Raw genomic sequence first — 11,729 nt, forward strand, 5'->3', positions numbered from 1 at the left:
TCCCAAAAAATGTTTGGGCTACAAGTCACCGAGAGAATTTCTTATAGGTGGCTAACTCGGAATTGAAATTTGCCAAACTTTCTAGTTTCCTAGGAAGTTTTTCTTTTGCCGCAAAAAAACAACTTTATCAGTTTTTTTTGAAATTATAAAAAAATTGATAAGATTTTTTTTGAAAAATAGATTACAATAAAATCACAAGGAAGTCGGAAACGCTTTCAAAATTAATAATAAATCTACAAGGAGGACAGGAAATGTCAACTGAAAAATACATTATGGCCATCGACCAAGGTACAACAAGCTCACGCGCCATCATCTTTAACAAAAAAGGTGAAAAAGTTGGTAGCTACCAAAAAGAATTTACACAAATTTTCCCTAAACCGGGTTGGGTAGAACATAATGCCAATGAAATCTGGAATTCCGTTCAGTCTGTTATTGCGGGATCCTTTATTGAAAGTGGTGTTCGTCCAGACCAGATTGAAGGGATTGGGATCACTAACCAACGTGAAACGACAGTTGTTTGGGACAAAGAAACAGGACTTCCAATCTACAATGCCATTGTCTGGCAATCTCGTCAAACATCACATATTGCTGATCAGTTAAAAGCGGATGGACATGCGGATTTGATTCATAAAAAGACTGGTCTTGTAGTAGATGCCTATTTCTCAGCAACAAAAGTTCGGTGGATTTTGGACCAAGTTCCAGGTGCACAAGAACGTGCTGAAAAAGGTGAAATTCTCTTTGGAACTATCGATACTTGGTTGGTTTGGAAATTGACCAATGGTAAGTGCCATGTAACAGATTACTCAAACGCTGCCCGCACCATGCTTTACAATATCAAGGAACTCAAGTGGGATGATGAAATCCTTGAGCTCCTCAATATTCCAAAAGCTATGTTGCCAGAAGTTCGTTCCAATTCAGAAATCTACGGAACAACAGCGCCATTCCACTTCTACGGTGCAGAAGTTCCTATTTCTGGTATGGCAGGTGACCAACAAGCAGCCCTATTTGGACAATTGGCATTTGAGCCAGGTATGGTGAAAAATACCTATGGAACAGGTTCCTTCATCGTTATGAACACTGGTGAGGAAATGCAGCTATCTGAGAATAGTCTTCTCACCACTATCGGTTATGGCATTAACGGAAAAGTTTACTATGCACTAGAAGGTTCAATCTTTATCGCTGGTTCTGCAGTTCAATGGCTGCGTGATAGTATGCGAATGGTGGAAACATCGCCTGAGTCTGAAGAACTTGCTCGTAAGTCTACTAGCAACGATGAGGTCTATGTTGTACCAGCCTTTACGGGACTAGGAGCTCCATATTGGAATTCAGATGCGCGTGGATCTGTCTTTGGCTTAACTCGTGGTACAAGCAAGGAAGATTTTGTGAAAGCTACTCTACAATCTATTGCCTATCAAGTTCGTGATGTTATTGATACCATGCAATTGGATACAGGAATTGATATTTCTGTCTTGAAAGTAGACGGTGGTGCTGCTATGAATAGCCTACTCATGCAGTTCCAGGCAGATATTCTCGGTATCGAGATTGCCCGTGCTAAAAACTTGGAAACAACTGCACTTGGCGCAGCCTTCCTAGCAGGTCTTGCAGTTGGTTTCTGGAAAGATTTGGATGAATTGAAAGAATTGAACGCAGTTGGACAATCCTTCCAGCCAGCTATGAATGAAGCCCGTAAAGAACAGCTCTACAAGGGTTGGAAAAAAGCTGTTGCTGCAACGCAATTATTTGCACAATTGGACGAAGAGTAAAAAGTTAGAAAGTGTGAAAACATGGAATTTTCAATAGAAACGCGTCGCTTAGCGATAGAAAAAATGCAGGATAGACAGTTGGATCTTCTGGTTATCGGTGGTGGTATTACGGGGGCTGGAGTTGCTCTCCAAGCCGCTGCTAGTGGTATGGAAACTGGCTTGATTGAAATGCAGGACTTTGCTGAAGGAACTTCAAGTCGTTCAACCAAATTGGTTCACGGTGGACTACGTTACCTCAAACAGTTTGATGTAGAGGTAGTTTCTGATACAGTTTCAGAACGTGCGGTTGTACAAAACATCGCTCCTCACATTCCAAAACCAGATCCAATGCTCTTACCTGTCTATGATGAAGAAGGATCTACCTTTAGCCTCTTCCGCTTGAAAGTGGCTATGGATCTCTATGACCTCTTGGCTGGCGTCAACAATACAGACCTTGCCAATAAGGTGTTGACGAGAGAAGAAGTCTTAGAGCGGGCACCTCACCTGAAAAAAGAAGGTTTGCTTGGCGGTGGAGTTTACCTTGACTTCCGTAATAACGATGCCCGCTTGGTAATTGAAAATATCAAACGTGCAGCCAAAGACGGTGCCTTGATTGCCAGCCGTGTCAAAGCGGAAAAATTTATCAAGGATGAGGCTGGAAAAGTTGTCGGAATCGTCGCTCGTGATTTGCTGACAGACAGCACCTTTGAAATCCGTGCGCGTTTGGTCATCAATACAACAGGACCATGGAGTGACGAAGTGCGTAATCTTGGAGGAGAAGGCTCAGGTGTTCTCCAAATGCGTCCAACCAAGGGTGTGCACCTAGTTGTCGATAGCTCTCGCTTGTCTGTCCCTCAGCCAACCTATTTCGACACTGGTCACGCTGACGGCCGTATGGTCTTTGTCCTTCCTCGTGAAAACAAAACCTATTTTGGTACGACAGATACGGACTATACAGGCGATTTGGCAAACCCAACGGTCACTCAAGAAGATGTCGATTATCTATTGGATATCGTTAACAATCGTTTCCCAGAAGCAAACTTGACCCTGGATGATATTGAAAGTGGCTGGGCAGGTCTTCGTCCACTCTTGTCTGGAAATGGTGCTTCTGACTACAACGGTGGGAACAATGGAAAACTCAGCGACGATAGTTTCAACAGCTTAATTGAAACAGTCAAAGGTTACTTGAACAATGAAAAGACCCGTGATGATGTGGAACACGATTTGACTCATCTGGAAGGTAGTGTTTCTGAAAAACACTTGGATCCGTCTTCTGTATCGCGTGGTTCTGCCCTTGACCGTGATGACAATGGTTTACTTACACTTGCCGGTGGTAAAATCACTGACTTCCGTAAGATGGCAGAAGGTGCACTTGAAAAAGTGGCAAGCATTCTAAAAGAAGAACATGGGCGTAGCTTTAAACTCATAAATTCTAAGACCTATCCTGTATCTGGTGGCGAATTGAACCCAGCTAATGTAGCAGAAGAGATCGAACACTTGGCTCAATTAGGAGTGAAAAAAGGTTTGGACTACGATGATGCCCTCTATTTAGCTAACTTGTACGGTTCAAATGCGCCAAAAGTATTTGCCTTGAACCATAAAGTAGAGGCTGTATCTGGCCTTAATCAACGGGATTTACTGTCTCTGCATTATGCCATGCGGGAAGAAATGACGCTGACGCCAGTAGACTACCTGCTCCGTCGGACCAACTACATGCTCTTCATGCGAGAACAATTGGATGCAGTAGCACCTGAAATCATCAAGGAAATGGCGGCTTATTACAATTGGTCAGAAGAAGAGGCTGCTGGTCAAGAAGCTCTGCTTATGGAAACTCTAAATAAAAACGATTTGACCTATCTGAAGAAGGTGTAATACAATTTATGAAAAGGCTTACCAAGCTGAACAATAGAAAAGAACCCAAGGAGGCTTTATGAAATTTTTACGTTCTACCATCGGCTATATGATTGCCGGTATGCTTGTTATGAGTGTCTGGGGGGCATTTGCGGATGCCTACGGCATTATTGGAGGCTACTTTGCTGCCTTTATTATCATCGGTCCAATGTGGTTTATGAACCATTATCTGGGGCTAATCAAACACGATGATGACTCAGCTTTTGTCGATATGGGGCTGGGAATCGGTCTGTGTGGTATTTTCCGTGATGCCTTTATAAATGGATTTGGTACTGTGGTTGAATCACTTCCGACCATCGTCTTGGTTGTCATCGGCGCAACCATCGCTGGACTGGTTGCAGCCAAGATTGAAGAAGATATGGAAAAAGATTAAGGAGGGTATAACATGACAGTTCAACAAGCAATTGCTACTTTAGTTGGTGCATTTCTCTTCCCCTTCATCATTCGGATGGCCTGGGGACAGATGGTTGAAAAATTTGGTCCGATTGGTGGTTGGATCGCTGCGTCAATGATTGTCGGGACGGCCTGGACCATTAACCACGGTGTGGGGCTTATCACCCAATCGGGTTCTGCCTGGGTTGATATGGGACTTGCTGCGGGTATCGGTGTATTTGTCGCATCAGTTGCGCGTGGTGGTAAGGCTGGCAAAGCCAAAACCAATCTCCTAGCAGCCCTGGTCGGAGGAATTTTAGGCGGTCTAATCCTATCATTTATCCTTTAAAAGCAAAGTTTCAAGTCGGGATGAAATGTCCCGACTTTTTATAATAGTGAATGAACCCCAGCAAGTCCTAGGCTTAACCAAGTGTAGAGTCTTTTCAAAGTGAATGATGCTTGTCGTGACAATATGATCTTTTAAGAATGTGAGCAAAATATTTTACACTATCACTAATTATTGATAAAATAATACCAAATCAGAAACGAGGTAGTTTACATGAACAATACAGGTATTCATCACATTTCGACTTTGGTGGGCAACATCCACCAGGCTTATCATTTTTATCACCATATTCTTGGCTTGAAGTTGACCCTGAAGACAGTGAATCAGGATGATTCGTCCATGTATCACCTCTTTTTCGGGGATGAAGATGGCCGTTTCGGTACAGAATTCACGATTTTTGATATGCCAAACTTCCAGATGGAACTCAAGGGAACCAATCGCCTAGAAAGAACAATTTTTCTAGTCAAGGATAAGGCAGCTCTGGAGTTCTGGGCGCAACGTTTGACGGATTTTGAGGTCGAACATGGTGGAGTAGAAGTGATGGGAGACAGACATATCCTCAATTTCTAAGATGAGGATGGGCAAGATTTGGCTTTGATCTATCATGATACTATTGGTCCTATGTATCCAATGGAGACTGCCGAGATTCCTGAATCGGTTGCTATTTTAGGAATTGCTGGGATTCAGATGCGGGTGCGGGAGGAGAAAGCCCTGCTGGACATGCTGACAGAGAGATTTGGTTTTGAAGAGGAAAGCCGTTTTGATTATCAGGGACAGCAGGTCATTTCGCTCAAATTCGACAATGATTTCCAGCATCGCGTGCAGGTTATCGTCGATCAGGTTTCAAAAATCTCCGTCATTGGGGTTGGTGCCATTCACCACGTAGCCTTTGGTGTCTTGGATACATTAGATTTAGAGGATATGGTTCATACACTTGACCTGCTCAACCGTCCGCACTCAGGCATTATCAATCGGGACTTTATGCACTCCCTCTATTTCCGTGCGCCGAACTACCTTATGTTTGAAGTGGCGACAATGGAAGGTCAGCACGAGGCCAAGAAAGCTGAGCAACATGATAAACTCAATGATGTTGAACTCTTCTTGCCAACCTTCTTTGAGGAGGACCGGGCTGAGATTGAAGAAGTTCTGAGAAATCGTTATTAGGAGACAGTCATGAACTATCTTTTTGTGGAGGGGACTGCGCCCTGTCTCCTGGTCTTTTTTCACGGAACAGGTGGCGATGAGCAGTCCATGCTTTTTCTGAGGGAAAAATTGGATCCTGAAGCAGCTGTACTATCTTTTCAGGGCAATGTTGGTCAGGGGAAATCCCGTCGCTTTTTTGCTCCGCTGGTTGACGGGCAACTGGATTTGCTTGATTTTGAGCAACGTTTGACCGATTTTATAGACCAGTGGTCACAAATTGCAGTAGCAGATTACCAGCAAATTATCTTTGTCGGCTTTTCAAACGGGGCTAATTTTATAGCAGGGCTCCTGACCAAGCGGGCTGATTTGGCTGACTGCTATCTCTTGCTCCATCCATCAGCTCTTGATTTTTCAGTGCCTTTGGAAAATAGCAGAGCAGACATTCTTGTGACGGTTGGCTTGCAGGACCAGTTGGTTGACCCAGTCGCAGTTCAAGAACTCTACCAAAATTGGCAGGAAACAGCCTTTCCCAAACTTCAATTAGCCATTTTTGACCAGGGCCACTTTTTAACGACTGATGAAATTGACCGCATCATCAACTGGTATCAGACAAAATAAAGACCTGAACTCTTGTGTTCAAGTCTTTTTTGCTATTAGACCAATGATTCCAACTTGTCGACCAAGGAACCAACGTAAGCGATTGTTTCTTTAAGTGGTTGGTCTGTTGATACATCAACGCCTGCGTGTTTAGCCAGGTCTTGGGCAGACAGGCTAGCGCCCAGTGACAGGGTTTCCAACCATTTTTCAACGACTTCTTCTGGATTTTCTTCCAATTGCTTAGCCATAGCCGTACCGATGGTCAAGCCAGCTGAGTAGGTGTATGGATAGAGGCCAATGTAGTAGTGAGGCTGGCGCATCCAGATAAGACCAGCATCGTCGCCGATTTCAAAGTCTTCACCCCAGAATTCTTTGATGACATCCAGCTTGATTTGGCAGAGAATGTCGCCGTTGAGGTATTCGTCATTGTCCAGACGAGTGTAAACCTCACGCTGGAAGGCTGCCTCAAGCAGGTGAGTGACCATGTTGTGGAAGTAAGTACGACTGATTAACTCGCTAATTAGGTAAGCCTGGAAACCAGGGTCTTGGTTGTTTTTCAAGAGAGTATTACAAGTCAAAACTTCGTTGGCAGTTGATGGTGCCTCGATAAAATAGAGCGATGGGTCATAGCTGAGAATGCTTTGTTTCTTAGCCAATTGGAAATGCCCTGCATGCCCCAGTTCGTGAGCTAATACCAGGACTTCATTCATGAGACCAGTCCAAGAAAGCAGGATATAAGACGGTCCGTCATAGAGAGTCGCACAGAAACCACCAGTCGCCTTGCCCTCATTTTGCGCAAAGTCAATCCAGCGCTCATCGAAGGAACGTTCAATCATCTTGACATAATCGTCGCCAAGGATGCCCAAACAGTCAATCAAGAATTGTTTAGACTCTTCTGGCGTAATGCGTTGGTTAAATTCGGACGGTAGGCTGATTTTCAGGTCGGCGTGGGTAATTTTCTCCAAGCCATGAGCCTTGGCAACCAGCTTGACATAGCGACGCATGTGCGGTGCCAATTCTTTCATGATGACGTCAATCTGACGGTCGAAGAGGTCGCGGGAAACATTTTGGTGGTGGAGAAGGTAGTCAATGGTCGTGTCAAAACCGCGGAGGCGCGCCTCAATCTGCTCATTTTTAATGTGTGATAGATAGGTTGCAGCTGTTGTGTTCTTGTATTTTTTCAAGGTATTGTAGAAACCAGCAGCGGAATTACGACGAATTTCGGTGTCGTGACTGATTTCGTAGTCATTTTCAAACAAAACATAGCTGTTTCCGTAGGTTTGGCCATTTGCTTCAAAGCTGTCAAAGGTCATATCCTCAAACTTGGTAACCCCGTAGTTGTTGTAAGGTTGGCCAAAGGTTGGTGCAAAATTGGCCAAGAGTTCTTCTTGAAGAGGGTTGAGTTGGTGAGGTTTTTGGCGAATGATTGCCTCGAAAAACGCCTTCCATTGTGGCTGTTCAGCAATCAAGTTGTTCAAGACTGCCTCGTCAAGTAAGCCCAGTTCGGTGTCCAGGAAGGACAATTTTGGAATGGCAAAGGCACGCACTAATTCGTATTCATTGGCGAGGCTAGCCAATTCTGTATTCATCTTGTCGACTTCAAGTGGCAAGAAGGAATAGTGATCCAGCTTGCTGAGGAGGATAGACAGGTCTTCGTATTCTTTCAGTGCAGCGACAATACTTGCTTTTTCGGTCAATTGACCTTTATAGGTTTTCTCAAATTTCTCAACTTGTTCCTTGTAGCTAGCAAGGGCATCCTTGTAGGCCTGGTTGTCTGGGAAAATCAGGTTGGTATCCCAGGTGAGTTGCACGTCAATTTCATGGCGTTTTGGCATTGCTTGTGACATAGAATTCTCCTTTATTTTCAGAATTTTAAGTATATTATATCATAGAATGAAAATTATAACTTGACAAAACCATGAAAAACCTAGATAATAGGAGTATGAAAGGGTTTACTGAAAACCAGAAAGGAGCTTAATATGCAAGTCATTAAACGTAGTGGAGAGATTGTTGAATTTGACCCAGAAAAGATTTATCAAGCCATTTTAAAGGCTGCGCAGACAGTTTATGTGATTGATGATACCTGGCGGAAAAACCTTGCCCAGGTGACTAAGAAGGTCGTACTTGACTTGGAAGAGGCTCATACAGAACGCCCAACCATCAGCATGGTACAATCCCAGGTGGAGCACCGTTTGCTGGATGCCGGCTATATCTCAATCGCAGAGCATTATATTTCTTATCGCCTGCAGCGTGATTTGGAACGCAATGGCTACGCGGATAAGATTGTCGTTCATTTGCGATTTGAGCAAGTACGTTAAAAGTAGTTATAGTTTATAGCTATAGGTTCATGTAACTAAAAACTATTGGTAATTTATGACATAATATGCTAGAATAAATGAAATCCATCCTTTTTGATAATCTGGATTTTATAACTAGTCATTCCCTAAGTTCGTGCCTTAGGGATTTTTTATTTCCTCTTATCTTTTTTGAAAATCCAGACTAAAATTTTATTTTTAAATCGGTTTTAGCTGGACGAATTCTCTGAAATGTTTTATTATAATAACAGATAGAAAACGGAGAGGAGGTAAGGTAGAGAGGTTGGGAAGCTGACTCTATCCTATATCAAAATCGGAGGTTATCAAATGAATAGAGAATTTAAGGCTATGGTTGTTGAGCAAGTAGGCGACGAGATTGTATTTGCTCCAAAAACCATTACAGTGGATGATTTGCATGAAGGTCAAGTCCTTATCAAAGTTGCCTACAGTTCGGTCAACTACAAGGACATGCTGGCTGTGCAGAAAAATTCCGGTGTCATCCGGAATTATCCCATGATTCCAGGTATAGACTTGGCTGGTACTGTAGTTTCTTCGGAGACAGATGAATTTACTCTTGGTCAGGAAGTGCTGGTGACCGGCTATGAAATGGGCATGTCCCATACAGGCGGATTCTCTGAATATGCCCGCGTTCCAAAAGATTGGGTTGTGCCATTGCCAGAAGGGTTGACAATGAAAGATGCCATGATCCTTGGCACGGCGGGACTCACAGCTGGTTTGTCTGTCCTGGCGCTTGAGAAAGCTGGGATGACAGTGGACAAGCAACCACAGATTCTCGTGACAGGCGCTAGTGGTGGCGTAGGTTCGGTTGGGCTTGCCATTCTCAAATCTCAGGGCTATGAGCACATTAGCGCTCTAACCCGAAAGGACAATCAGGATGAGCTGGTTTGCCGGCTGGGTGCTAGCAAGATTATCAAGCCAGATCAAGTCTTTATCAAGGAGAATCCACTCCTGCTCAAAGGGGTTTACAATTATGTGCTGGACACAGTAGGTGGTGATGTGGTCGCTCATCTGATTCCACAGATTGACTATGACGGTGCTGTTTCGCTTTGTGGAAATGCCGGAGGTGTCAAGATGATGACCAATGTTCTGCCATTTATTCTCCGTGGTGTACAGGCTTTGGGAATTGATTCTGTCCAAATTAGCCATGAAAAACGGACAGCAGTCTGGGAAAAATTCGCCAAGGAATGGAAGATTGTAGACCAGCTGGCTTATGATGAAATCAGCTTGGAAGAACTGCCTGAGACCATGACTCTTTTGAAAGAAGGGCGGCATTTGGGTAGAACCATTGTCAAAATTGGATAAACTGGACTGCTGAGATTTGATGTACAATAAAATCTATCAGTGGCGGAAGTCTGTTGCACACCAAAGGACCAACAAACGATAAGATAATTTTGAATAGTATGAAACGGCTAGGGATTACTTTAGTCGTTTCTTTGGTATAATGATAAGTATGAATCTGATTGTGACAACGAGTTTGAGGATGGATAGTCAGCTAGTTTCCCTTGCAGAGTCCATTGCCAAAGAACTACCTGCTATTTATCTGCCGCGTAATAAGCAAGCCTTGAGCCGTTTTTTTACGGATGTGGAACAGGTTTTGGTAGTTTACAAAGACCGGCTGGTTTTGGAACAAGTGGGTGGGCAATCCCTCTTTTTTCACCCAGATACTGCTATGCTTCGTATCAAAGCTGGACGTGACCCTCTCCTAGAATTGATTGGCGACAAGCCAAAGACTATTTTAGATTGTACCATGGGGCTGGCTTCTGATAGTATTGTCCTAGCTAGTGCGGGACATCAGGTGACAGCCTTGGAGAGTTCTCTGCTTATTCATTTTATGGTAAGCCGAGGTCTGAAAGAGTTTGATAGTGGCAATGAAGCGGTTAATCAAGCCATGCGGTCCATTGAGGCCATCTGGACAGACAGTTTGCCCTATTTGAAAAATCAGGCAGATAAGTCGGTTGATGTGATTTATTTTGACCCTATGTTTTCGAAGGAGATTAAGGAATCGCAGAATTTGTCCGGATTAGCAGGGCTAGCAAATGCTGCCCCCTTGTCAGGGGAATTGTTGGCTCAGGCCAAGCGGGTGGCCAAGGAAAAGATTATCTTGAAAGCTCATTTTCGTGATGCGGTCTTTGAGCGATTTGGCTTTAAACGTCATGTAAGACCCAATCAAAAATTTCATTATGGAGAAATTCGTTTGAAGGAGTGAGAACAGAATGAAAATATTAGTAACTGGTTTTGATCCATTTGGAGGTGAGTCTATCAATCCTGCACTGGAGGTCATTAAATCATTACCAAAGCAGATTGCAGGCGCAGAGATTCTTCTTGAGGAGATTCCAACTGTTTTTTATCAAGCTGCAAGTGTTCTTGAAGAAGCCATGGTTAAGTATGCACCAGATATTGTGCTATGTATTGGACAGGCTGGTGGAAGGACGGAATTAACACCTGAGCGTGTAGCCATTAATCAAGACGATGCTCGTATTCCAGATAATTTAGGACAACAACCAATTGACACTATGATTCGTGAAGATGGGCAACCTGCTTATTTTTCAACCTTACCCATCAAAGCAATGGTTGAAGCCATTCGTGCAGCAGGACTTCCAGCCTCTGTTTCTAATACCGCAGGGACCTTTGTCTGCAACCATCTCATGTACCAAGCTCTTTACTTAGCTGATAAACAATTTCCAAAGACTAAGGCTGGTTTTCTTCATATTCCGTTTCTACCGGAACAGGTTCTTGACAAACCAGGCTTTGCCTCTATGTCTCTAGCCGATATTGTTAGAGGAGTTGAAGCAGCCATTGGAGCAATAGTTGCATATAAAGACAAAGAGGATGTGAAGAACGTTGGAGGTGCAACACATTGACGGGGGATTGTATGGAAGCTAGGAAACGTGTCGAGGAGATGGAAAAAATATTTAATATGCATCTGGAGATGAACAAGTCCCTTGCTGATAGTGTTACCCAGCTCAATCAGGCACAATCAAGTTATTTACGGTTGCTAGATTATTATCAAAGCCAGACCTATATGGAAGATCTTGATTTATCCAATAATGGTTATTTTGATGGTATTCCTTGCGGTGTATTGAGTGAAGATGGAGTCTATAATTTGCTTTTTGACCACTCGAATTTAGCAAGTCAACTGAGAGAACTAGCAGATCTGCTGGAGCAATAAAAATGGCAATAAAATTTTTAAAAAGTGTCAAGTTTTTGTACCTTTGTCAATGATGTGAGACCAAAAAGGTGATTTTGAAGTTATCCATTTGTTAAGCTTTACTAGGAGCTAGC

General features: G+C 43.4%; 13 protein-coding genes. 12 read left to right on the forward strand and 1 reads right to left on the reverse strand.

The features are described from left to right. The first annotated feature begins 251 nt into the window (after positions 1–251). The 7 genes from glpK (at position 252) to ACHBGV_RS09635 (ending at position 6,132) form a co-directional block, all read left to right on the forward strand. Positions 252–1,763, forward strand: coding sequence for a glycerol kinase GlpK (glpK, locus tag ACHBGV_RS09605; RefSeq protein WP_105122220.1), 1,512 nt, complete (start codon positions 252–254; stop codon positions 1,761–1,763). A 21-nt stretch (positions 1,764–1,784) separates the two neighbouring features. Beyond that, on the forward strand, positions 1,785–3,614 hold the full coding sequence (gene glpO, locus ACHBGV_RS09610) for a type 1 glycerol-3-phosphate oxidase (RefSeq protein WP_394736222.1): 1,830 nt from the start codon (positions 1,785–1,787) through the stop codon (positions 3,612–3,614). A gap of 58 nt (positions 3,615–3,672) precedes the next feature. Then, positions 3,673–4,026: a Lin0368 family putative glycerol transporter subunit gene (locus ACHBGV_RS09615; RefSeq protein WP_105137809.1), complete on the forward strand. Its 354-nt coding sequence runs from the start codon at positions 3,673–3,675 to the stop codon at positions 4,024–4,026. 12 nt (positions 4,027–4,038) lie between these two features. After that, the gene (locus ACHBGV_RS09620; protein ID WP_105137810.1) at positions 4,039–4,374 is read left to right on the forward strand and encodes a Lin0368 family putative glycerol transporter subunit; all 336 of its coding nucleotides are present in this window, start codon (positions 4,039–4,041) and stop codon (positions 4,372–4,374) included. A gap of 210 nt (positions 4,375–4,584) precedes the next feature. After that, entirely contained in the window at positions 4,585–4,941 is a 357-nt protein-coding gene (locus ACHBGV_RS09625) for a VOC family protein (RefSeq protein ID WP_394736224.1), read from the forward strand. Between the two features lie 18 nt (positions 4,942–4,959). Continuing rightward, positions 4,960–5,535 carry a hypothetical protein gene (locus tag ACHBGV_RS09630; RefSeq protein ID WP_394736225.1) on the forward strand — a complete coding sequence of 192 codons (576 nt, stop codon included), beginning with the start codon at positions 4,960–4,962 and terminating at the stop codon, positions 5,533–5,535. Positions 5,536–5,544: 9 nt separating this feature from the next. After that, positions 5,545–6,132 (forward strand): alpha/beta hydrolase, encoded by a 588-nt coding sequence (locus tag ACHBGV_RS09635; protein WP_394736227.1) that lies wholly within the window; start codon positions 5,545–5,547, stop codon positions 6,130–6,132. Positions 6,133–6,167: 35 nt separating this feature from the next. Here the strand turns inward: ACHBGV_RS09635 and pepF are convergent, their stop codons facing one another. Next, positions 6,168–7,958 (reverse strand): oligoendopeptidase F, encoded by a 1,791-nt coding sequence (gene pepF / locus ACHBGV_RS09640; protein WP_394731927.1) that lies wholly within the window; start codon positions 7,956–7,958, stop codon positions 6,168–6,170. Between the two features lie 132 nt (positions 7,959–8,090). Here pepF and ACHBGV_RS09645 point away from each other — a divergent pair, with 132 nt between their 5' ends. The 5 genes from ACHBGV_RS09645 to ACHBGV_RS09665 all read left to right on the forward strand — a co-directional run bounded on the left by ACHBGV_RS09645 (position 8,091) and on the right by ACHBGV_RS09665 (position 11,616). After that, positions 8,091–8,429, forward strand: coding sequence for an ATP cone domain-containing protein (locus ACHBGV_RS09645; RefSeq protein ID WP_105111991.1), 339 nt, complete (start codon positions 8,091–8,093; stop codon positions 8,427–8,429). A gap of 324 nt (positions 8,430–8,753) precedes the next feature. Further along, entirely contained in the window at positions 8,754–9,749 is a 996-nt protein-coding gene (locus tag ACHBGV_RS09650) for a YhdH/YhfP family quinone oxidoreductase (RefSeq protein ID WP_394736228.1), read from the forward strand. 148 nt (positions 9,750–9,897) lie between these two features. Then, complete coding sequence (locus ACHBGV_RS09655; protein WP_172021373.1) at positions 9,898–10,653, forward strand: class I SAM-dependent methyltransferase; 756 nt, start codon at positions 9,898–9,900, stop codon at positions 10,651–10,653. Between the two features lie 7 nt (positions 10,654–10,660). Further along, entirely contained in the window at positions 10,661–11,308 is a 648-nt protein-coding gene (gene pcp, locus ACHBGV_RS09660; protein WP_394736229.1) for a pyroglutamyl-peptidase I, read from the forward strand. Positions 11,309–11,319: 11 nt separating this feature from the next. Beyond that, on the forward strand, positions 11,320–11,616 hold the full coding sequence (locus ACHBGV_RS09665) for a DUF4298 domain-containing protein (protein WP_125265485.1): 297 nt from the start codon (positions 11,320–11,322) through the stop codon (positions 11,614–11,616). Positions 11,617–11,729 lie beyond the last annotated feature (113 nt).

Origin of the sequence: Streptococcus sp. A34 (assembly GCF_043674115.1) — a bacterium.
Taxonomy (GTDB): Bacteria; Bacillota; Bacilli; order Lactobacillales; family Streptococcaceae; genus Streptococcus; species Streptococcus suis_V.

Coding starts and splice junctions, on each gene's coding strand:
- glpK (WP_105122220.1), top strand. CDS start 252: ATGTCAACTGAAAAATACATTATGGCCATCGACCAAGGTACAACAAGC.
- glpO (WP_394736222.1), top strand. CDS start 1,785: ATGGAATTTTCAATAGAAACGCGTCGCTTAGCGATAGAAAAAATGCAG.
- ACHBGV_RS09615 (WP_105137809.1), top strand. CDS start 3,673: ATGAAATTTTTACGTTCTACCATCGGCTATATGATTGCCGGTATGCTT.
- ACHBGV_RS09620 (WP_105137810.1), top strand. CDS start 4,039: ATGACAGTTCAACAAGCAATTGCTACTTTAGTTGGTGCATTTCTCTTC.
- ACHBGV_RS09625 (WP_394736224.1), top strand. CDS start 4,585: ATGAACAATACAGGTATTCATCACATTTCGACTTTGGTGGGCAACATC.
- ACHBGV_RS09635 (WP_394736227.1), top strand. CDS start 5,545: ATGAACTATCTTTTTGTGGAGGGGACTGCGCCCTGTCTCCTGGTCTTT.
- pepF (WP_394731927.1), bottom strand. CDS start 7,958: ATGTCACAAGCAATGCCAAAACGCCATGAAATTGACGTGCAACTCACC.
- ACHBGV_RS09645 (WP_105111991.1), top strand. CDS start 8,091: ATGCAAGTCATTAAACGTAGTGGAGAGATTGTTGAATTTGACCCAGAA.
- ACHBGV_RS09650 (WP_394736228.1), top strand. CDS start 8,754: ATGAATAGAGAATTTAAGGCTATGGTTGTTGAGCAAGTAGGCGACGAG.
- ACHBGV_RS09655 (WP_172021373.1), top strand. CDS start 9,898: ATGAATCTGATTGTGACAACGAGTTTGAGGATGGATAGTCAGCTAGTT.
- pcp (WP_394736229.1), top strand. CDS start 10,661: ATGAAAATATTAGTAACTGGTTTTGATCCATTTGGAGGTGAGTCTATC.
- ACHBGV_RS09665 (WP_125265485.1), top strand. CDS start 11,320: ATGGAAGCTAGGAAACGTGTCGAGGAGATGGAAAAAATATTTAATATG.